At 63.7% G+C, this 19,758-nt stretch carries 18 protein-coding genes and 1 pseudogene; 12 read left to right on the plus strand and 7 right to left on the minus strand.

Annotated elements, in window-relative coordinates:
• The 8 genes and pseudogenes from Q8R73_RS10715 to Q8R73_RS10750 form a co-directional block, all read left to right on the plus strand.
• Window positions 1-235, plus strand: a pseudogene (locus tag Q8R73_RS10715) (2-nitropropane dioxygenase); the annotation flags it as partial.
• 80 nt (window positions 236-315) lie between these two features.
• A complete protein-coding gene (gene gatC, locus Q8R73_RS10720; protein WP_305719520.1) occupies window positions 316-603 on the plus strand; it encodes an Asp-tRNA(Asn)/Glu-tRNA(Gln) amidotransferase subunit GatC in 288 nt (95 codons plus the stop codon).
• 29 nt (window positions 604-632) lie between these two features.
• Window positions 633-842, plus strand: coding sequence for a hypothetical protein (locus Q8R73_RS10725; RefSeq protein WP_305719521.1), 210 nt, complete (start codon window positions 633-635; stop codon window positions 840-842).
• Entirely contained in the window at window positions 839-2,308 is a 1,470-nt protein-coding gene (gatA, locus tag Q8R73_RS10730; protein WP_305719522.1) for an Asp-tRNA(Asn)/Glu-tRNA(Gln) amidotransferase subunit GatA, read from the plus strand. The genes Q8R73_RS10725 and gatA overlap by 4 nt, the downstream gene beginning before the upstream one ends.
• A gap of 2 nt (window positions 2,309-2,310) precedes the next feature.
• Window positions 2,311-2,604, plus strand: coding sequence for a hypothetical protein (locus tag Q8R73_RS10735; RefSeq protein ID WP_305719523.1), 294 nt, complete (start codon window positions 2,311-2,313; stop codon window positions 2,602-2,604).
• The gene (gene gatB / locus Q8R73_RS10740; RefSeq protein ID WP_305719524.1) at window positions 2,601-4,079 is read left to right on the plus strand and encodes an Asp-tRNA(Asn)/Glu-tRNA(Gln) amidotransferase subunit GatB; all 1,479 of its coding nucleotides are present in this window, start codon (window positions 2,601-2,603) and stop codon (window positions 4,077-4,079) included. The genes Q8R73_RS10735 and gatB overlap by 4 nt, the downstream gene beginning before the upstream one ends.
• Before the next feature lie 1,106 nt (window positions 4,080-5,185).
• Window positions 5,186-5,365: a hypothetical protein gene (locus Q8R73_RS10745; RefSeq protein WP_305719525.1), complete on the plus strand. Its 180-nt coding sequence runs from the start codon at window positions 5,186-5,188 to the stop codon at window positions 5,363-5,365.
• 135 nt (window positions 5,366-5,500) lie between these two features.
• Window positions 5,501-5,767, plus strand: a complete 267-nt coding sequence (locus Q8R73_RS10750; protein ID WP_305719526.1) for a hypothetical protein — start codon at window positions 5,501-5,503, stop codon at window positions 5,765-5,767.
• 201 nt (window positions 5,768-5,968) lie between these two features.
• Here Q8R73_RS10750 and Q8R73_RS10755 read toward each other — a convergent pair whose 3' ends face one another.
• The gene (locus Q8R73_RS10755) at window positions 5,969-9,289 is read right to left on the minus strand and encodes a carboxyl transferase domain-containing protein (RefSeq protein WP_305719527.1); all 3,321 of its coding nucleotides are present in this window, start codon (window positions 9,287-9,289) and stop codon (window positions 5,969-5,971) included.
• 340 nt (window positions 9,290-9,629) lie between these two features.
• Between Q8R73_RS10755 and Q8R73_RS10760 the strand changes: the two genes are divergently transcribed.
• Both Q8R73_RS10760 and Q8R73_RS10765 read left to right on the plus strand, forming a co-directional pair.
• Window positions 9,630-10,430: an SDR family NAD(P)-dependent oxidoreductase gene (locus Q8R73_RS10760; protein ID WP_305719528.1), complete on the plus strand. Its 801-nt coding sequence runs from the start codon at window positions 9,630-9,632 to the stop codon at window positions 10,428-10,430.
• Window positions 10,431-10,541: 111 nt separating this feature from the next.
• Entirely contained in the window at window positions 10,542-12,182 is a 1,641-nt protein-coding gene (locus Q8R73_RS10765) for an NAD(P)/FAD-dependent oxidoreductase (protein WP_305719529.1), read from the plus strand.
• 127 nt (window positions 12,183-12,309) lie between these two features.
• On the opposite strand, the gene Q8R73_RS10770 is transcribed toward Q8R73_RS10765, so the two are convergent.
• From Q8R73_RS10770 to Q8R73_RS10790, 5 genes are all read right to left on the minus strand, one after another.
• Complete coding sequence (locus Q8R73_RS10770) at window positions 12,310-12,609, minus strand: HU family DNA-binding protein (RefSeq protein WP_304744032.1); 300 nt, start codon at window positions 12,607-12,609, stop codon at window positions 12,310-12,312.
• A gap of 207 nt (window positions 12,610-12,816) precedes the next feature.
• A complete protein-coding gene (locus Q8R73_RS10775; protein ID WP_305719530.1) occupies window positions 12,817-13,269 on the minus strand; it encodes a RidA family protein in 453 nt (150 codons plus the stop codon).
• 21 nt (window positions 13,270-13,290) lie between these two features.
• On the minus strand, window positions 13,291-14,982 hold the full coding sequence (locus Q8R73_RS10780) for an AMP-binding protein (protein WP_305719531.1): 1,692 nt from the start codon (window positions 14,980-14,982) through the stop codon (window positions 13,291-13,293).
• Between the two features lie 147 nt (window positions 14,983-15,129).
• Window positions 15,130-15,948, minus strand: coding sequence for an alpha/beta hydrolase (locus Q8R73_RS10785; RefSeq protein WP_305719532.1), 819 nt, complete (start codon window positions 15,946-15,948; stop codon window positions 15,130-15,132).
• Complete coding sequence (locus tag Q8R73_RS10790) at window positions 15,945-16,445, minus strand: MarR family winged helix-turn-helix transcriptional regulator (RefSeq protein WP_305719533.1); 501 nt, start codon at window positions 16,443-16,445, stop codon at window positions 15,945-15,947. Before Q8R73_RS10790 ends, Q8R73_RS10785 begins: the two co-directional genes overlap by 4 nt.
• Window positions 16,446-16,702: 257 nt before the next feature.
• Here Q8R73_RS10790 and Q8R73_RS10795 point away from each other — a divergent pair, with 257 nt between their 5' ends.
• Both Q8R73_RS10795 and Q8R73_RS10800 read left to right on the plus strand, forming a co-directional pair.
• Entirely contained in the window at window positions 16,703-17,878 is a 1,176-nt protein-coding gene (locus Q8R73_RS10795; RefSeq protein WP_305719534.1) for an ABC transporter substrate-binding protein, read from the plus strand.
• Window positions 17,879-17,898: 20 nt separating this feature from the next.
• The gene (locus Q8R73_RS10800; protein ID WP_305719535.1) at window positions 17,899-18,354 is read left to right on the plus strand and encodes a cupin domain-containing protein; all 456 of its coding nucleotides are present in this window, start codon (window positions 17,899-17,901) and stop codon (window positions 18,352-18,354) included.
• A gap of 121 nt (window positions 18,355-18,475) precedes the next feature.
• Here the strand turns inward: Q8R73_RS10800 and Q8R73_RS10805 are convergent, their stop codons facing one another.
• Window positions 18,476-19,726: a flavin-dependent oxidoreductase gene (locus tag Q8R73_RS10805; RefSeq protein ID WP_305719536.1), complete on the minus strand. Its 1,251-nt coding sequence runs from the start codon at window positions 19,724-19,726 to the stop codon at window positions 18,476-18,478.
• Between the last annotated feature and the right edge of the window lie 32 nt (window positions 19,727-19,758).

The raw sequence follows: 19,758 nt of genomic DNA on the forward strand, positions 1-19,758 counted from the left end.
TGCCAACCGTGTGATGCGTGAAGTTGGCCCGATTTCGCCGGATGCCCCGGCGTTTCCCCATTCGGCTACCGCGCTGGGGCCGCTGAAAGCGGCTGCCGAAAAGCTCGGCAAGGTCGATTTCACCAATCTTTGGGCCGGGCAGGCGGTACGGCTCGGCCGCGAAATGCCCGCCGCTGAACTGACCCGGGCGCTGGCCGGCGCCGCTTTGGCACGGCTGAGCCGGATGGCCGGCTGAGAACGCGGCCGCCGCGGTTGCGGCGCAAAAGGAGCCTCTGCTATACGGCGGGCTGAATTCTCCGCCAGAGGCCCTATATAATGTCCGTGGATGCTGCCACCGTCCGCCGTATCGCGCATCTCGCGCGGATCGCGGTGACCGACGACGAGGTTCCCCATCTGCAGGGCGAACTGAACGCGATGCTGGCCTTTGTCGAGCAGCTCAGCGAGGTCGATGTCGACGGCGTCGAGCCGATGACCTCGGTGACCCCGATGGAAATGAAGAAGCGGCCTGACGTGGTCGATGACGGCGGGATTGCCGACGATATCGTCCGCAATGCACCGGCCACCGACGATCATTTCTTTCTGGTGCCGAAAGTCGTCGAGTAGGTCTTTCAGTTAGCGAGACGGGAAATCCGATGTGTCTGCTCTGCGACGATGAAAAGGCCTATCAGGCCTACATGAACTACCTCGACGCGATGGAGCGGCAGGGCAAGGCCGCCGATCCCGACAAGGCGATGGATGCCGTGCTCGACGCGCTGGAAGCCTCCGACAAGACACGCAAGGTGGACGACCCGGCCAACGACAAGACGCTGTCTCCGTTCTTCTGCAGCCCGGTTGATAAATGACACTGCTGACATCGCTGACGCTCGCCGAGGCCCGTGACGGTCTTGCGAACAAATCCTTTACCTCGCTCGAACTGACCGACGCGCATCTCGGCGCGATCGAGGCCGCGCGTACGCTCAATGCCTTCGTGCTGGAGACGCCGGATCAGGCCCGCGCCATGGCCCGCGCGGTCGACGCGAAAATCGCCAGGGGCGAGGGCGGTCCGCTCGCCGGCATTCCGCTCGGGATCAAGGACCTGTTCGCCACCAGGGATGTGCGCACCACCGCGTGCTCGAAAATCCTCGGCAATTTCGTGCCTCCTTATGAATCCACCGTGACTTCGCAGCTCTGGCGCGACGGCGCGGTCATGCTCGGCAAGCTCAACAATGACGAGTTCGCAATGGGCTCGTCGAACGAGACCTCCTGCTTCGGCCCGGTGGTCAATCCTTGGCGGCGCGAGGGCGCCAATACCGAACTGGTGCCCGGCGGTTCCTCCGGCGGATCGGCCTCGGCGGTGGCGGCGATGTTGTGCATGGGAGCGACTGCGACCGATACCGGCGGATCGATCCGTCAGCCGGCGGCGCTCACCGGCACCGTCGGCATCAAGCCGACCTATGGCCGCTGTTCGCGCTGGGGCATCGTGGCGTTCGCGTCCTCGCTCGACCAGGCCGGACCGATCGCGCGCACGGTGCGCGACAGCGCGATCCTGATGCGCTCGATGGCCGGTCACGATCCGAAGGACACCACCTCGGTCGATCGTGCCGTGCCGGACTACGAGGCCGCGATCGGAAAATCCGTGAAGGGCATGAAGATCGGCGTCCCCAGGGAGTATCGCCTCGATGGTATGCCGGCGGAGATCGAAAAACTCTGGGCCGAGGGGGCTGCCTGGCTGAAGGCCGCCGGCGCCGAACTGGTCGACGTGTCGTTGCCGCATACCAAATACGCGCTGCCGGCCTACTACATCATCGCCCCGGCCGAGGCCTCGTCGAACCTCGCCCGCTATGACGGCGTGCGCTACGGCCTTCGGGTGCCCGGCCGCTCGATCGGGGAACTCTACGAGAACACCCGCGCCGAGGGGTTTGGCGCCGAGGTCCGCCGCCGCGTCATGATCGGCACCTATGTGCTCTCGGCCGGCTACTACGACGCCTATTACCTGCGCGCGCAGAAGGTCCGCACCCTGATCAAGAAGGATTTCGAGGACTGTTTTGCCAAGGGCGTCCACGCCATCCTGACGCCGGCAACGCCGTCGGCGGCATTCGCGGTCGGCGCCAATCTCGACCCCGTCGAGATGTATCTCAACGACATTTTCACCGTGACGGTGAACATGGCGGGGCTGCCGGGGATCGCGGTTCCCGCCGGCAGGGACGCGCAGCAACTGCCGCTCGGTCTGCAGCTGATCGGCCGTCCGTTCGACGAAGAAACCCTGTTCTCGCTCGGCGAGGTGATCGAGCAGGCGGCGGGACGTTTCACGCCGGCGAGGTGGTGGTGACGATGGCCGAATTCAAAGCCAGCCTGTCGGGCGCGGCCCCCGCGCCGGATCTCGCCGCGCCGCTGGCGGCGTTGTGGTGGGCCGCCAGGGGCGAGTGGGATCAGGCGCACCGCATCGCGCAGGACGAGGCCGGCGCTGACGGAGCCTGGGTCCACGCCTATCTGCACCGCGTCGAGGGCGACCTCGGCAATGCCGGCTACTGGTACCGCCAGGCGGGCAAGCCGGTCGCGACCGATGCGGTCGAGAGCGAATGGGAGCGGATGGTTTTGGCATTGCTCGGAGCTGGAAGAGCATGAGCGCAGCAAGCGGCAAACTGATCAAGGGCGCCACCGGCGACTGGGAGACCGTGATCGGGCTCGAAGTCCACGCCCAGGTCACCTCGAATTCGAAACTGTTTTCGGGGGCGTCGACCGAATTCGGCGGCAATCCGAACAGCCATGTCTCGCTGGTCGATGCGGCGATGCCTGGCATGCTGCCCGTCATCAACGAGGAATGCGTCAGGCAGGCTGTCCGGACCGGTCTCGGGCTCAACGCAAAAATCAATCGGCGCTCGGTGTTCGACCGCAAGAACTATTTCTATCCCGACTCGCCGCAGGGCTACCAGATCAGCCAGTACAAGTCGCCGATCGTCGGCGAGGGGGAGGTCGTGGTCGAACTCGGCGGCGGCAAGACCGCCACCATCGGCATTGAACGGCTGCATCTGGAACAGGACGCCGGCAAGTTGCTGCACGACCGCAGCCCCAGCCTGTCCTGTGTCGACCTCAACCGGTGCGGCGTGGCGCTGATGGAGATCGTCTCGAAGCCCGATATCCGCGACGCCGAGCAGGCCAGGGCCTATGTGACCAAGCTGCGCTCGATCCTGCGCTATCTCGGAACCTGCGACGGGGACATGGAGAAGGGAAGCCTGCGCGCCGACGTCAACGTCTCGGTGCGCAAGCCGGGCGGCCCGCTCGGCACCCGCTGCGAGATCAAGAACATGAACTCGATCAGCTTCATCGGCGACGCCATCGAATACGAGGCGCGGCGCCAGATCGAAATCCTCGAGGACGGCGGCGCGATCGACCAGGAGACGCGGCTCTACGACCCCGACAAGGGCGAGACCCGTTCGATGCGTTCCAAGGAAGAGGCGCACGACTACCGCTATTTCCCGGATCCCGATCTGCTGCCGCTGGAGTTCAGCGAAGCCTGGGTCGCCGGGATCAAGGCCGGCCTGCCGGAACTGCCGGACCAGAAGAAGGCGCGTTTCATCGCCGATTTCGGCCTGTCGTCCTACGACGCCGGCGTGCTGGTGGCCGAACGCGAGAGCGCGGATTTCTACGAGACCGTGCTGGCCGGACTGGCCGACAAGTCCCGCGACGGCAAGCTTGCCGCCAACTGGGTGATCAACGAATTGTTCGGACGGCTCAACAGGGAAGGCCGTGATATTACGGGCGCGCCGGTCTCGGCCGCGCAGCTTTCCGCCATCGTCGACCTGATCGGCGAGGCCACCATCTCCGGCAAGATAGCAAAAGACCTGTTCGAGATCGTCTGGACAGAGGGTGGCGATCCCCGCGCGCTGGTCGAGGCGCGCGGCATGAAGCAGGTCACCGATCTCGGCGCGATCGAGAAGGTGGTGGACGAGATCATTGCGGCCAATCCCGAAAAGGTGGCGCAGGCCCGCGCCAAACCGCAGCTCGCCGGCTGGTTCGTCGGCCAGGTGATGAAGTCATCCGGCGGCAAGGCCAACCCGCAGGCCGTCAACGATATCCTGAAGGCGAAGCTCGGCATCTGAACGCGCGCGCGTCGCGGCGCCGGCGGTGTCGCCGCCGTCTCGCTTCGTGAACAGATCGTTCATCATGGATGTCGATGCATCGCGTCAGCCGGAAATGTCTCGCGAATCAGCGTCCGGCGATTCGCTCAAAAATCCGGTTTTGGCGAGCGCCGATGAGACGTGAAGCCGGTGAGCATGAAAATTTATTTGTTGCCAAAAATCGCGACTCAGAGTCCGCGCAGCGCATTTTCGACCGGCCACGGTGAGTCGCGACGACCTCCATCGCGCGTCGCCTGTGGCCTGCGTGAACAACGAAAACATCTTCATTTATAGTATTTGACGCGATATTGACATTCGCCGATGCAGCGTTTTCGCGCACTTCCCGCATCGCTGCGGGAATGCAGCGGTGTGTCGTCCACCAACGCAGGGGACATGCGCTCTCTCCCGTGCGTCAACACTTCCTTAAGCGAGACACTGTTTTTTTGCATGTGTTGGTGTATTCGGAATGCGTGCATTTCGATTCCCGAGTGCACGCAGCGAACAAGTCATCTCTACATCGGAGGGCAACATGGCCAAGAAAGCTAAGAAGGCGAAGAAGGCGAAGAGCGCAGTGAAGAAGACTGCGAAGAAGACCCGCAAGGTCGCCAAGAAGAAGAAGTAACTTTCGCTTCTGAAAAAATTGCCGGCGGCTTGATGCCGGCACGTCACACGAGCCCTCAGAACGAGCTGCTTCTCAAGAGCGGATTTCCCCGGGGGCTCTGGTCGACGAAAGAGGGTGTCGGCGAGACATCAGGTCAAACGGCTGGATCGTTGTTTCAAGAGAGCTCGCTCTTTCGAAAACCGGTCCGGCAGAAGAAACAGGTTTTCTTCGTTCGGTGCGGATCTCAATGATCCGCAATTTCACCGGCGGCTTCGAAGCTTCCGCGTGAAATCTGGTCCTGACGTGTTCGCCGACGCCCTCGTTCTCCGCCCCGCTGGCCATGCGCGGCGCTCCCGTCCAGAATTACCGACACTGTTGACCTGATCACCTGCAGCGCAGCGCGCGGCGGGCATTTTGTTGTCCCGGGCAGGGTGGTCCTTTCGGTGCGGCCCCGCGGGGGGCCGGCCCCGGTCCTTCGAACCCGCCGATGGCGACCGTCGCGCAGGCGTCCGGGGATGCGATCGCCGCGATGGTTATCGTTTCGCGAAATGCCACGGTAAACCAAATTCCGCAGAAGCGCGGAAACCCGCATGGCAACGGCACTTTCGTGATTTCGCCGCCGCGGGCGCCGGACCGGCGTTTACACCGCATTCATCGCGAACCTTAAACTGCCCTTCAAATTTGATCGGTCATGATCATCCCAACAAGCCGGCAAACGGCGAGGGACCAGCAAGGCGTTTTAACAGTGGACGGGGGCCGCGCTCGGGGGAGGGCGGCCAACAATCAAAAAAGGGGATGTCAGATGTTTCAGGGGCAAATCGATCTGGATGCGGCGATACCGGTGCAGGCCACCGCGATCCCGGACGTGCTGTTCGAGCGCGGCCTGTACTGGGCGAGCGGACGTTCCGGCGTGGTCAATCTCGTCGCCGCGCACAAATGGTTCAACCTCGCCGCCCTGAAAGGCCGTACCGAGGCCATCGAACTGCGCCGCGAGGTTGCCGAGCTGATGTCCGAAGTCGAGATCGCGACGGCGCAGCGCGAGGCCCGTGCCTGGATCACCGCGCATTAGAGCGAGATGGTGTTGGGTTGAATCGGTCGACGCGGATGCGGCTTACCTCTCCCCAGCGGGGAGAGGTCGATTTGCGCAGCAAATCGGGTGAGGGGGCTGACCTAACGAAAGACCGTAACCCCTCACCCGGCGCTACGCGCCGACCTCTCCCGAAGGGAGAGGTGACGATGCTGCTCCAGTTCAACCTGATTTCATCGCGCTCTACCACGCGTCGATGCAGGGGCGCTTGCGGTGGGAGCGTGGCGCGGGCTTCGGCACCGACTGCAGACCGGCCATGATCCAGCGCCGGGTCTCGGCCGGATCGATCACCTCGTCGATCTCGAGCACCGATGCGATCGAGGTCGCCTTGCCGTTGGCATAGAGCTCCGCGACCTTTGCCTGATAGTATTTCTCCCGCTCGAGCGGATCGGCGATCGCTTCCATTTCCTTGCGGAAGCCGAGCCGCACATAGCCTTCCAGCCCCATACCGCCGAATTCGCCGGTCGGCCACGCCACCGTGAAGAAAGATGCGTGGAAGCCGCCGCCAATCATGGACTGAGCGCCGAGACCGTAGCCCTTGCGCAACACGATCCCGAACAGCGGCACGGTGAGGCTGGCCCCCGTCACGAACATGCGCGCGACATGGCGCACGATCGCGGTCTTCTCCGCCTCGGGGCCCACCATGAAGCCCGGCGTATCGCACAACGACACGATCGGAATGTCGAAGGCGTCGCACAGCTGCAGGAAGCGCGCGGCCTTGTCACCCGCCGGCGCGTCGATCGCCCCGCCGAGATGTTTTGGGTTGTTGGCGATCAGCCCGAACGGCCTGCCTTCGATGCGAATGAAAGCGGTAATCATGCCGACGCCGAAATCCCGGCGTATTTCCAGCACCGAGCCTTCGTCGGCCAAGAGGTCGATGACGGTGCGGATATCATAGACGCGCAGCCGGTTCTCGGGGATCGCGCGGCGCAGCAGGCGCTGATCCGGCGCCTTCCATTCCGTGAGTAAGCCCTGGAAGTAGGACAGGTATTTCTGCGCGGCGCTGGTCGCCGCCTCCTCGTCCTCAACCAGAATGTCGATGACGCCGTTCGGCGCCTGGAACGATACCGGTCCCACTTCGGCGGGATGATAGACGCCGAGGCCGCCCCCCTCGATCATCGCCGGCCCGCCCATGCCGATCGATGCGTTCTGCGTCGCGATGATGACATCGCAGCAGCCCAGCATCGCGGCATTGCCGGCAAAGCAATAGCCGGACACCACGCCCACGATCGGCACCAGGCCGGACAGTCTGGCGAATTGCACGAATGACGGCCCGTCGAGACCGGTCATGCCGAGCCGGTCGGTATCGCCGGGGCGGCCCCCGCCGCCCTCGCCATAAAACACCAGCGGCATCCGCCACTGCTCGGCGAGTCCCAGCATGCGGTCGATCTTCTTGTGATTCATGTGGCCCTGCGTGCCGGCCAGCACGGTATAGTCGTAGGAGATCACCATGCAGCGGGCGTCGTGCGCGCCGAATTGTCCGGCGTTGACGGTGGCGACGCCGGCAATCAGCCCATCGGCGGGTGTGTTCCTGATGAGGTCATCGACCGTGCGGCGGCGGCGCTGGGCAGCGATTGCCAGCGAGCCGTATTCGACGAAGGAACCCGCGTCGACCAGTTGCGTGATGTTCTCCCGCGCCGTTCGCTGATTGGTCTTGCGCCGCCGCGCGACCGACTCGGGGCGGTTGGCATCGAGCGTCATGGCATGGCGGGCGATCAAGTCCGCGAGGTCCGGACGAATGTGGTCAAGATCGAAAGCGGTCTCTGCCTGCGCCTCGTCGCCCGCTACCTCCGCGGGCTCCAGAAACAGGATGGTCTCGCCGTGCATCAGCATCGCACCGCTCCCGGCGACGACCCTGGTCACCTTGCCGCCATGCGGCGCGGCGACGAGATGTTCCATCTTCATGGATTCCAGGATGGCTATCTGCTGCCCCGGACGAACCATATCGCCTTCCGTCACCTCGATCGCAACGATGGTGCCCTGCAGCGGCGCCGGCACCGCGACCGATCCCACAGGCGCGGAGGCCAGATCGCCGGCTTTGGAAGCCGCCGCCGCGGCGCTAGCGGCGTCCGCGCTGGCAAAGTACAGCGGCCGCGCCATTTCCCTGGACGAGCCGACCAGCGCTGCAACGTGGGTCTCGATAAAGCCGGTGCTGATGCGGTTGCCGACAAAATCGGGATGCGCCAGCACCGCCCGGATGAACGGAATGTTGGTGTCGATACCCGCGATGCGAAACTCGCGCAAGGCGCGCGCGGCCTTCTGCACGACATCCGGCCAGTTCGGGCCGGGCGAATGGACGATGACCTTGGCCAGCAGGGAGTCGAAGGCCGCGCTGGTCTTGTAGCCCGCATAACCGAACGTATCGACCCGCACGCCCGGACCGGAAGGCGGATCGAACACGCCGAGCGTCCCGCCGGTCGGCCTGGTCGCGCCCTGTTCGTCCATCACTTCCATATTGATGCGAAGCTGCATCGCAAAACCGCGCGGCGCCGGCACGTCTGATTGCGCCAGGCCGAGCGAGGCCAGGCTTGCACCGGCGGCCACCGCGAGTTGCGATTTTACCAGGTCGATGCCGAGTACCTCCTCGGTCACGGTATGCTCGACCTGCAGGCGTGGATTGGCCTCGATGAAGGCGAAGGCGGGATCCCCGGCAGTGGCTTGGCCGCCGATCAGGAATTCGAAGGTGCCGAGGTTGTCGTAGTTCGCGGCGGCTGCCAACTGCCGGGCGGCGTCGATGATGCGCGTCCGCAAGCTGTCGCTCAGCGACGGACTGGGTGCTACCTCAATCAGCTTCTGATGGCGGCGCTGGATCGTGCATTCACGTTCCCACAGATGGCTGATGGCGCCGTGACGGTCGCCGATGATCTGCACTTCGATATGGCGCGCGTTGCGGATCAGGCGCTCGACATAGACGGCGTCGTTTCCGAAGGCGGCCCTGGCCTCGGACTGGCAGCGCGCATAGGCCTCCTCGAGCATGGAGGCGTCCTCGACGAATCGCATGCCGCGGCCGCCGCCGCCGGCCACCGCCTTGATCATGACCGCACCGCCGGCGCCGAGCGAGGCGAAGAATGCCTTTGCCTCGTCCAGCGTGGTCGGACCGCTGGTCCCTTCGATCACGGGCAGGCCACAGCGCCGGGCGAGTTGCTTGGCCGCGATCTTGTCGCCGAACAGATCGAGTGCCTCGGGCGACGGCCCGACGAAGACGATCCTCTCCTCGGCGCAACGCCGCGCCAGCTGCGAATTCTCGCTGAGAAAGCCGTAACCGGGGTGCAGCGCGTCGCAACGGGTCGCCCTGGCGGCGGCAATGACCGCCTCGATATCAAGATAGGCGCGCGCGCCCCGTCCCGGGATCTCGAAACTCTCGTCGGCGGCGCGGACGTGCAGCGACAGCGCGTCATCCGCCGGGTGGATGGCGACGGTGGCAAGGCTGGCCTCGCCGGCCGCGCGGCTGATGCGGATGGCGATCTCGCCGCGATTGGCGATCAGGAGTCGGTGCAAGGGCATGAATGGTTCCGGTTGTAACTCAGCGATCCTTCATGCTGGGATCGAGCACGATGCGCAAGGACTCTCCCAGCGCGTTGAAGCCAGCGAAATCACCGGAAATGGCCAATCATTGCTGTCCCGATGCAAGCGGAATTTTGTTCCGTATTGCGGAATTCCGAGCCCGGCCATGCCGGGAGGCCGAACCGTCGAACGCAATCCAGCCTCTGCCAGCCCGTTTCACGAATACCGATTGTGCGCCGACAGGAAGCAGAGCAAATTCCCGTCTCTGCGATCTCCGGTCGATAATGAACCGGCTTGCAAAGAGGTACTGCAACAGTACCCATTCCGGGAGTGAACTGACATGCGTTTGAAAGATCGCGTCGCCATCGTCGTCGGTGCGGGCCAGAGCCCGGGCGAAGGCATCGGCAACGGCCGGGCCACCGCGCTGACCTTCGCACGCGAAGGCGCTCGCGTGCTGTGCGTGGATCACAATGTGCAGTCGGCACAGGAGACCGTCGACATGATCGGCGCCGATGGCGGCACGGCGGCGGCCTGCAAGGCCGACGTGACCAGCAACGCCGAACTCGAAGCCATGGTGGCGGATGCGCACACCCGCTGGGGCCGCATCGATATCCTGCATAACAACGTGGGAGTGAGCATCGCCGGTGGCGACGCCGAACTGCTGGAGCTGACCGGGGAAGCGTTCGACCGCTGCGTGGCCATCAACCTCAAGAGCTGCATTTTCGCCGCCAAGCACGTGATCCCGATCATGCGCCGACAGTCGAGCGGATCGATCATCAACATTTCCTCGATGGCCGCCATCACCACCTACCCCTACGTCGCCTACAAGGCGACCAAGTCGGCGATGATCGCGTTTACCGAACAACTCGCCTACCAGAATGCCCAGTACGGCATCCGCGCCAATGTCATCCTGCCGGGCTTGATGAACACGCCGATGGCGGTCGACACCCGCGCCCGGGAGTTCAGGAAGACCCGCGCCGAGGTCGAGGCCGAACGCGACGCCAAGGTACCGTTGCGCAGCAAGATGGGCACCGGCTGGGACGTAGCCAACGCGGCGCTGTTCCTGGCCTCGGACGAGGCCAGCTTCATTACCGGCGTGACGCTGCCTGTAGATGGCGGCGCGAGCGTGCGGCGGGGTTAGGCTGGTGCATGGCCCCATTGGCGCAATGGCCGTTGCACGGCGGCCAATGCGCTGATTACCTTGCTTGACCGCCGATGAATCCGGTACGCCACCTGCAGGGAGCGACAACACATGGCCGCCGCGCGCGACACCGGGATCTCAACGAAGACTGCGCCGGCTCCCGATTACGACGCCATCATCATCGGGGCGGGCATGTCGGGCATGTACCAGTTGCTCCGGCTGCGCCAGCGGGGCATGCGGGTGCGCGTGTTCGAGGCCGGCACCGGTGTTGGCGGCACATGGTACTGGAACCGTTATCCGGGGGCGCGCTTCGATTCTGAAAGCTATTCCTACGGCTATTCGTTTTCGCAGGAATTGCTGGAGGAATGGGACTGGTCGGAGCATTTCGCCGGTCAGCCGGAAACGCTGCGCTATCTCAATCATGTCGCTGACAGGTTCGACCTGCGCCGCGACATCCAGTTCCGTAGCCAGGTCACCGCCGCGATCTGGAGCGAGGACACCCGCAGCTGGACCATCACGCTGCAGGACGGCAGCCGATTTCGCGCGCGCTTCCTGATCACCGCGATCGGCCCGCTGTCCGCGCCTACCCTGCCGCGGATCGAGGGCGTGGAGTCGTTCACGGGCCAGTCGTTCCATACCGCCCGATGGCCGCACGAGCCCGTCGACTTCACCGGCAAGCGCGTGGCGGTGATCGGCACCGGCGCCACCGGCGTGCAGACCATCCAGACCATCGCCGGCAGCGTCGGCCACCTCACCGTGTTTCAACGCACGCCGAACTGGTGCGCGCCACTGCACAACGGCAGGATCGACGCCGAGACGCAGATCAGGATCAAGGCCGACTATCCCGCCATGTTCAGGCGATGCCAGGAAACCTTCGCGTGTTTCATCCATACGCCGGATCCGCGCGGGACCTTCGAAGTATCCGACGAGGAGCGCGAGGCCTTTTTCGAGAAGCTCTATGCCGAGCGTGGTTTCGGCATCTGGCAGGGAAATTTTCGCGATATCCTGATCGACCGGAAAGCGAACGCGCTGATCAGCGATTTCGTGGCGCGCAAGATCCGTCACCGGGTAAAGGACCCGAAGATCGCGGAAAGGCTGATCCCCCGAAATCACGGCTTCGGCACGAGGCGGCTACCGCTGGAGACCTTCTATTACGAGGTCTACAACCGGGACAATGTCGAGCTAGTCGACATCACGGAGACGCCGATCGAGCGCATCACGCCCGGCGGCATCAAGACCAGCGACCGGGCGTACGAATTCGACATCATCATCTACGCCACCGGCTTCGACGCCATCACCGGCAGTTTCGACAAGATCGATCTTCGCGGGGCGGACGGTGCCCGGTTGAAGGACCGGTGGAAGCGCGGACCGGAGACCTTTCTCGGCGTCATGGTCGACGGCTTTCCCAACCTTCTGATGCTGATGGGACCGCACACGGCGCTCGGCAATATCCCGCGGAGCATCGAATACAATGTCGACTGGGTGACCGGGCTGTTAAGCCACGCCAGGGAAGCCGGCCTGACGCGAGTCGAAGCCACGCCATCAGGCGTCGCGTCCTGGACCGATCACGTCAAGGCGCTCGGCGTCGGCCTGCTATCCAACGAGGTCAATTCCTGGATGACCGGGATCAACAGCAACGTGGAAGGCAAGCAGACCCGCATCGTGGCGCGCTACAGCGGCAGTGCTCCCGCCTACCGCGCCAGATGCGACGAGGTGGCGGCGATGCGGTATCAGGAACTGGCGCTCGCCTAGGCCAGGCCGCGAGGTCGTTTCCCTCACCGACACTCGCCCGGACATTTCCGTCGGGCAGCCTGAAAGCTGCCGCCGGCGCCCCCTATCCCCGAAATGCAAAAGGTCCCGGGTGGGACCTTTTGAAGCTTTACACCGCGTCTTTTGCTGCCTTGACCGGGCGGGCCCTGACGATTTTCCGGGCCGGCTTTGCCTTGAACGTCATGGCCTCGCCGGTGAAGGGGTTGGTGCCCTTGCGTGCCTTGGTGGCGGGCTTCTTGATCACCACGAACTTGGCGAATCCGGGAACGAGGAATACACCGGACTTCTTGAGCTCCTTGTAACCGACGGTCGCCAACGTCTCGAGCACGCCCTTGACGTCCTTCTTCGCGATTTCGTTCTCGGCAGAGATCTTCTCGATCAGCTGCGACTTTGTCATCTGTACTGCCATTTGGGCTCCTGTAAGTTGATTCGCATCGCAGACAGTATTGGGAATCTAGCGTAAAAACCGCGTATTTCGCGATCTGCACAGTTTTGTTGCTGCGCCAGATGCCCCTGCCCGCTTTTCCTGCTGCTTCGCTCGCGAGGCTCTACTCGCCGAATCAGCAGTGATGGAGCCTCAAAGTAACAAAACCGCGGCCACCATGCGAAGATTAGTTCACCGGGGCACCACTGCGGTGGCTTCAATTTCGACCCGCGCGGCCTTTTCCACAAGCCGCACGACCTGCACCAGCGCCATGGCGGGATAGTGCGTGCCGAAGATCTCGCGATAGGCCTGGCCCAGCAGCTTCAGGTTCGCCAGATATTCCTCGATATCCACGACGTACCAGGTCAGGCGAACGAGGTGTTCGGGCCGTGCGCCGCCCTCGGCAAGAATGGCCGAGATGTTGCCCAGGGTCTGACGGACCTGTGCGACAAAATCGGTCGGCAAATGGCCCTGGTTGTCCCAGCCGATGACGCCACCGGTGACCACGAGGCGGCCGTCTGCCGCCATGCCGTTGGCGTATCCCTTCGGCGCCGGCCAGCCGGAAGGCTGCAAAATCTGCGGACCCGCTGTTTCACCTTTGGCAGTCGGCAGCACCGCAAGGGTGGGCGCGTTCGGCGTGCTCACGAGAGTACTCCCTGTAATTTATTATTCGGCAGCCATGCCGGACGATGGCGCGGCCGACCCGGCCATCTGCCGCAGGGCAAATCGCTGCAGTTTGCCGGTTCCGGTCTTCGGCAGTTGCGCAACGAATTCGATCGCACGCGGATATTTGTAAGGTGCGATCTCGCGCTTGACGTGGTCCTGCAGTTCAGCCGCCAGCGCGGCGTCACCGTCGATCCCGGAAGCGAGCACCACATAGGCCTTGACGATCATGCCGCGCGCCTCGTCGGGTGCCCCGACGACGCCGCATTCGGCCACCGCCGCATGGCCCAGCAGCGCCGCTTCGACCTCGGGGCCGGCGATGTTGTAGCCGGAGGAAACGATCATGTCGTCGGACCGGGCAACAAAGGAGAAGCGGCCCTGCTCGTCGCGCAGAAATGTATCGCCGGTCAGATTCCAGCCATCGCGGACATAGTTCGACTGCCTGGTATCCGCGAGATAGCGGCATCCGGTGGGGCCGCGTACCGCCAGTTTGCCCGGTTGACCCGGCGGCAATTCGTTCATGTCGGCGTCGACGATTTTGGCTTCGTAGCCGGTAACCGGCCGCCCCGTGCTGCCGGCAACGGCGTCGCCGGTTCGGTTGGTGATGAAGATGTGCAGCAACTCCGTGCTGCCGATGCCGTCGAGAATAGTCTTGCCGGTCCGGCGGATCCAGCTGTCGAACACCGGTGCCGGCAAGGTCTCGCCGGCCGAAACCGCCAGCCGCAGCGATGACAGGTCGGCTCCCTTGTCCATCGCCGCCATCATCGCCCGATACGCGGTCGGCGAGGTAAAGCAGATCGTTGCCTTGTAGGTCTCGATGATCTTGACGATCTCGGCGGGCGCCGCGTTTTCCAGCAGCGTCGCGGTAGCGCCGAACCGCAGCGGAAAGATCGCGAGCCCCCCCAGGCCGAACGTAAAGGCCACCGGCGGCGATCCCACGAAGACATCCTCCGGCGTGACTTTTAGGACTTCCTTCGCATAGCCGTCTGCGACGATCAGGAGATCGCGATGGAAATGCATGGTCGCTTTCGGCTCGCCCGTCGTTCCCGAGGTAAATCCCAATAGCGCCACATCGTCGCGGCCGGTCCTGACCGCATCGAACCGGACCGGCTTGCTCAACGCCACCCGGTCGAGTTCGGCGTCATGGTTTGAAGTGCCGTCGAAATTCACGACCTGCTTGAGAAACCGGCTGGTCTTCGCGCAGGCGACCAGTTCGTCGGCGATGCGGCTGTCGGTCAGCGCGAGGCCGATCTCCGCCTTGTCGACAATTTTCGTCAGTTCGCCGGCACGCAGCATCGGCATGGTATTGACAACGACGGCGCCGGCCTTGGTAGCCGCGAGCCATGCGGCGACCAGCGCCGGATTGTTGCCGGAGCGGATCAGGACCCGATTGCCCGGCTTGACGCCGTAATTCTCCACCAGCGCATGTGCAAGGCGGTTCGACCAGTCGGTCAGTTCCTTGTAGGTGCGCTGGCGACCGTTGCCGATCAGGGCAACATGATCGCCGAACCCTCGCTCGACCATGCGGTCGGTCAGTTCAACCGCAGCGTTGAGGTAATCGGGATACTTAAACTCCGGCCGGTCGAGCACCAGTTCCGGCCATTGCTCCGATGGCGGGAGATTGCGTCGCGCGAAATCATCGACGTGGCCCGATGGACCAAGCGATCGATCAAGGCTGGGAATTGCACCTGACATTCCATCGCCTCCATCGTCCCGGTATGCGGGATGAAAGGGTTGTGACCAACATCCAGGCCGTCCGGCAGCGGACCATTCCAAAACATTTTATACTTAAAGTAATCTGGCGCAATAGGCCAAATCTGCGCAAGCCGGAACTTTCCTAACCTAGCGCCCCGCCAGCTGCTTCAGGCGCGATACCATCGGCGAAGCCGGATCGGCGAGCGGGGCGATGGCGGTAAAATGGTTGGCCCCGGCCACCAAGCCGAACCGTGTAATGACGCCGGCGGCACCCCATACTTCGACGATGGTCCGGCTTTGCCGCAAATACTCGGCACTTTCATTCTCTCCCACCACCGCATCGAGACTCCTGTCCGCGGGCGCAGTCCAGAACAGCGGACTTGCGGCCCTGGCGGCCGCGGCATCGAGGAGCAATGCGCGGTTGATCGACGTCTCGACCAGCGGTCCGAGATCGAACAAGCCGGAAATGGAATAGGCCGACGGCACGAGGTTTCGCGGCAGCGAGGCATCGACAGCCGTCCAGTCGGTCGCCAGCATGCAGGCAGCGAGGTGCCCGCCGGCAGAATGACCGCTCACGACGAGGGAGCATCCGAGCCGCCCCAGTTCGCGGCAGGCCACTCGCATCTCGGCGATGATGCTTTCAACGCTGACATCGGGGCAAAGGTCGTAGGTTGGAATAGCAACCCCGATGCCATGCGCATTCAGCCCGCCGGCCAGATGGCTGAAAAACGAACTATCCAGCGCCTGCCAGTATCCGCCATGGATGAAGACGACGACCGGCCCGTCATGGTTGCCCGGAAAATAGTCGATCACGTTGCGCGCGCCGGCTCCATAGCGGATCAGGCGTGGGGGCTGCCGCCCGCGATAGGCCGCCGCGTCCCTCGCCCAGCCCGCGATAAGTGCAGGGTTCTCCGGGACCCGCGCCCGGTTGTTGTACTCGGCCTCATAGTCGACCGGCGCACTCACGCCTGGAGTGCGCGCTTCTGCGCAGCCTTTCGCGCCGAGCCCTTGGTTTTGGCCAGCAGCCGCATCAATTCGCGAACGTCTTTCGGCGAAAGGTCCGAAAATATATCCGATATCCAGAGCTGATGCTCCGCCGCCATCCGGCGAAACTCGGCGCGGCCGGCCTTGGTCAAGCGGATCACCTGGACGCGCCGGTCGGTGTCGGAGGTGCGCCGGTCGAGGTGGCCGGATTCGACCAGCCGCTCCACCAGCCCGGTGACGTTGCCATTCGAAACCATCATCCGCTTCGAGACATCCGACAGAGTCATGCCGTCAGGAACCTTGTCGAGTTGGGCCATCAGATCGAAGCGCGGCAGGGTGACATCGAACCGCTCGCGCAGCCGTCCGCGCACCTCGCCCTCGATCAGGGTCGTGCAGGTCAGCAGGCGCAGCCACAACCTGATTTCGTCGCCGTGATCTTCCGGAAGCTCGACTGCCTTGGTCTCGGAATCAAGGATCATGATGTGATCTTATCTCTGTCTTGCCTGTCCGAAAGCGCTCGCCGGAAGCAACGATGGCGGCGCCGGCTGCAATTGTTGCATTTGTTTAGGCTTCAAGCAATTGGCGTAGGGTTTGCATGGTTTGCCGTGCATGGCTTGAACCTGTCGCAACCGCGCTTGCGGCAATGGCCATCATCGGAATAGGCTTGGACCGGAAAAAATGGATCCGGCTTGGCGTGGATTTCGGCGGCACGCCCGTCGCCGATCAAGGAGAATTCATGAAACAGCATTTGAAACTGGCGGGACTGTCGGTCCTGTTGAGCGTTGCAGCCGGCCAGGCGATCGCGCAGGAAAAACTCAAGATAGGCGTGATCGTGACGCTGTCAGGTCCGCCGGCGGCGCTCGGCCAACAGGTTCGCGACGGCTTCACGCTCGCGGTCAAGGATCTCGGCGGCAAGATGGGGGGCCGGGACGTCGAGATCGTGGCGGTCGACGATGAACTCAAGCCGGACGGCGCCGTCACCAAGGTCAAGGGCCTGCTCGAACGCGACAAGGTCGACTTCGTCGTGGGACCGATTTTCTCCAACATCCTGCAGGCGATCCACAAGCCGGTGACGGACACCAAAACGTTCCTGATCAGCCCGAATGCCGGCCCCTCCAGTTTTGCCGGCAAGAACTGCAACCCGTTCTTCTACGCCACCTCCTATCAGAACGACCAGGTGCACGAGGTCCTTGGCAAGGTTGCGCAGGACCGCGGCTACAAGCGCGTCTACATCATGGTGCCGAATTATCAGGCCGGCAAGGATTCCGTCGCCGGGTTCAAGCTCGACTACAAGGGGGAAATCGTCGAGGAGTCCTATCTGCCGCTCAACACCCTGGATTTCCAGGTCGAACTCTCCAAGATTGCGTCACTGAAGCCCGACGCCGTGTTTACCTTCATGCCGGGCGGCATGGGCGTGACACTGGTGAGGCAATACAGGCAAGCCGGCCTCGCTGACAAGATTCCCGTTCTCTCGGCGTTCACGGTCGATGAATCGACGCTGCCGGCGCAGCAGGACGCCGCGGTCGGCATGTTCGGCGGGTCGAACTGGGCGCCCAATCTCGACAATCCGCAGAACAGGAAATTCGTCGCCGGCTATGAGGCCGCCTACAACATCGTGCCAGGCACCTATGCCATGCAGGCCTACGATACGGCCATGCTGATCGACAGCGCCGTCAAGGCGGTCAAGGGCGATCTTTCGAACAAGGAAGCGGTCTCAGCAGCGTTGAGGAAAGCCGACTTCACCTCGCTGCGCGGAAGCTTCAAATTCAACACCAATGGCTACCCGATCCAGAATTTCTACCTGACCAGGGTGGCGAAGCGGCCGGACGGAAAATTCCAGACCGAAATCGCCGAGAAGGTGTTCGAGAACTACGGCGACCGTTACGCCAAGGATTGCGTACCGGCAAAATAAGCCAGCAGGGGGAAACAACAATGACAAGCGAGATCACCGGCATCACCCGGGCCAATGAGGGCATGCAGGGCATTTCCTGGAATATTCTGGGCCAGACCTACGTGCCGAAGAACCGCACCGAGCATTGCTTCTCGTGGCACGCGACGCTGCCGCCGGGCACTTTCGTGCCGCCGCATATTCACCCGGACCAGGACGAATACCTCTACATGCTGGAGGGCAAGCTCGATTTCATGCTCGGCGGTGCCGAAGCCCAGGCGAGCGCGGGCGATCTGATCCGCCTCGGAATGGGCGTTCCCCACGGCATCTTCAACAAGTCGGATCAAACCGCGAAGGTGCTGTTCTGGGTCTCGCCGACCCGCAAACTCTACGACCTGTTCTGGGGACTGCACAACATGAAGGAGCAGAAGCCGGACGACGTCGTGGCGATGGCCGCCGAATACAACATCCACTTCCTCCCGCCGCCCCCGGGGGCATGAGGGCCAACACGCGACACTTTAACAGCGTCATTGCGACCGCAGCGAAGCAATCCATTTTACGGCAAGCAAGAAAACTGGATTGCTACGTCGCTACGCTCTTCGCAATGACGATGTTGAAAAGCTACGCCCTCACCGCCGCCAGTCCCGGCACCGCCGCAAAACCGGCCTTGCTGGCATAGCCCCGCACGATCGCCTCGCGCTGGGCGTAGCTCAGGACATTCTCGACGTTATCGAAACCGTCGGGCGCCAGCTGCTCGACCGCATCGATCACGCCTTCCGGCCCGCCGCGGCGGTTGGCGCGTACGATGTCGGCCGTCATCGGCAACCGCTTCTGCTCGTAGGCCAGCAGCGCCTGGCGCGGGTGCTCAGAACGCGCCAGCGCATCGGCGAGGCATCGGGCGTCGAGAATGGCCTGCGAGGCGCCGTTCGATCCCACCGGATACATCGGGTGCGCGGCGTCGCCGAGCAGCGTGACGCGGCCGCTGCACCAATAGGGCAACGGGTCGCGATCGCAGCACGGATACTCGTAGAACTCAGGCGTCGCCGCGATCAAATTGGGCACCGCTACATGCGGCACCGTGAACCGCGCGACATGCGGCATCAGTTCCTCGCGCTTGCCGGGCCGCGACCAGTCCTCGCGGCGCGGCGGCGGGACGTTGCCTTCGCCGACCTTCACCAGCACCGCCCAATTGGTCAGGCGGCTCGCCGGGCTCGATCCCTCCGCGATCGGATAGACCACGACCTTGGCGTTCAGGCCGCCGGCGACGATCATCGACCGGCCGCTCAAGAACATCGGCCAGTCGCGCGCACCGCGCCACAGCATCAGCCCGTTCCAGCACGGCGGCCCTTCCGCCGGAAACAGCATCTCGCGTACCCGCGAATGAATGCCGTCGGCGCCAACCAGGATGTCGCCGCGGACAGTCCTGGTATGCGATCCCGTGCGATCGAAAAAATACGCGGTCACGCCGCCCTCGTCCTGGGTGAACGCTCCCAGCCTGCAGCCGGTGTGAATGGCGTCATGGCCGAGCCGCTCCTCGACGGCGCGGTGGATCACGCTCTGCAGCCGGCCGCGGTGGATCGAGAATTGCGGCACGTCGTGGCCGGCGTCGATGCCGCGGGGTTCGCGCCAGACTTCCTGGCCATGGCGATTGAGATAATAAAGCTCGTGCGTGCGGATCGCGACCTCATCCAGCGCCGGCAGCAGGCCGAGCCCCGCGAGTTCGCGGATGGCATGCGGCAGGGTGTTGATGCCGACGCCGAGTTCGCGGATCGAGTCCGACTGCTCGAACAGCTCGCAGCCGATGCCGCGCGCCCGCAACATCAGCGCGGTGGTAAGGCCGCCAATACCGCCGCCGACGATAATTGCCTTCATCGCCTACTCCACTGCTACCGAAACGCCATGCG

It is taken from the genome of Bradyrhizobium sp., assembly GCF_030697065.1.
Taxonomy (GTDB): Bacteria; Pseudomonadota; Alphaproteobacteria; order Rhizobiales; family Xanthobacteraceae; genus Bradyrhizobium.

Bases quoted from the DNA above. Each gene is read 5' to 3' on its own strand.
- Q8R73_RS10770 (WP_304744032.1), bottom strand. From the start codon at position 12,609: ATGGCAGTACAGATGACAAAGTCGCAGCTGATCGAGAAGATCTCTGCC.
- Q8R73_RS10765 (WP_305719529.1), top strand. From the start codon at position 10,542: ATGGCCGCCGCGCGCGACACCGGGATCTCAACGAAGACTGCGCCGGCT.
- Q8R73_RS10805 (WP_305719536.1), bottom strand. From the start codon at position 19,726: ATGAAGGCAATTATCGTCGGCGGCGGTATTGGCGGCCTTACCACCGCG.
- gatA (WP_305719522.1), top strand. From the start codon at position 839: ATGACACTGCTGACATCGCTGACGCTCGCCGAGGCCCGTGACGGTCTT.
- gatB (WP_305719524.1), top strand. From the start codon at position 2,601: ATGAGCGCAGCAAGCGGCAAACTGATCAAGGGCGCCACCGGCGACTGG.
- Q8R73_RS10800 (WP_305719535.1), top strand. From the start codon at position 17,899: ATGACAAGCGAGATCACCGGCATCACCCGGGCCAATGAGGGCATGCAG.
- Q8R73_RS10795 (WP_305719534.1), top strand. From the start codon at position 16,703: ATGAAACAGCATTTGAAACTGGCGGGACTGTCGGTCCTGTTGAGCGTT.
- Q8R73_RS10745 (WP_305719525.1), top strand. From the start codon at position 5,186: ATGGCGACCGTCGCGCAGGCGTCCGGGGATGCGATCGCCGCGATGGTT.
- Q8R73_RS10760 (WP_305719528.1), top strand. From the start codon at position 9,630: ATGCGTTTGAAAGATCGCGTCGCCATCGTCGTCGGTGCGGGCCAGAGC.
- Q8R73_RS10750 (WP_305719526.1), top strand. From the start codon at position 5,501: ATGTTTCAGGGGCAAATCGATCTGGATGCGGCGATACCGGTGCAGGCC.
- Q8R73_RS10755 (WP_305719527.1), bottom strand. From the start codon at position 9,289: ATGCCCTTGCACCGACTCCTGATCGCCAATCGCGGCGAGATCGCCATC.
- gatC (WP_305719520.1), top strand. From the start codon at position 316: ATGTCCGTGGATGCTGCCACCGTCCGCCGTATCGCGCATCTCGCGCGG.
- Q8R73_RS10725 (WP_305719521.1), top strand. From the start codon at position 633: ATGTGTCTGCTCTGCGACGATGAAAAGGCCTATCAGGCCTACATGAAC.
- Q8R73_RS10790 (WP_305719533.1), bottom strand. From the start codon at position 16,445: ATGATCCTTGATTCCGAGACCAAGGCAGTCGAGCTTCCGGAAGATCAC.
- Q8R73_RS10735 (WP_305719523.1), top strand. From the start codon at position 2,311: ATGGCCGAATTCAAAGCCAGCCTGTCGGGCGCGGCCCCCGCGCCGGAT.
- Q8R73_RS10780 (WP_305719531.1), bottom strand. From the start codon at position 14,982: ATGTCAGGTGCAATTCCCAGCCTTGATCGATCGCTTGGTCCATCGGGC.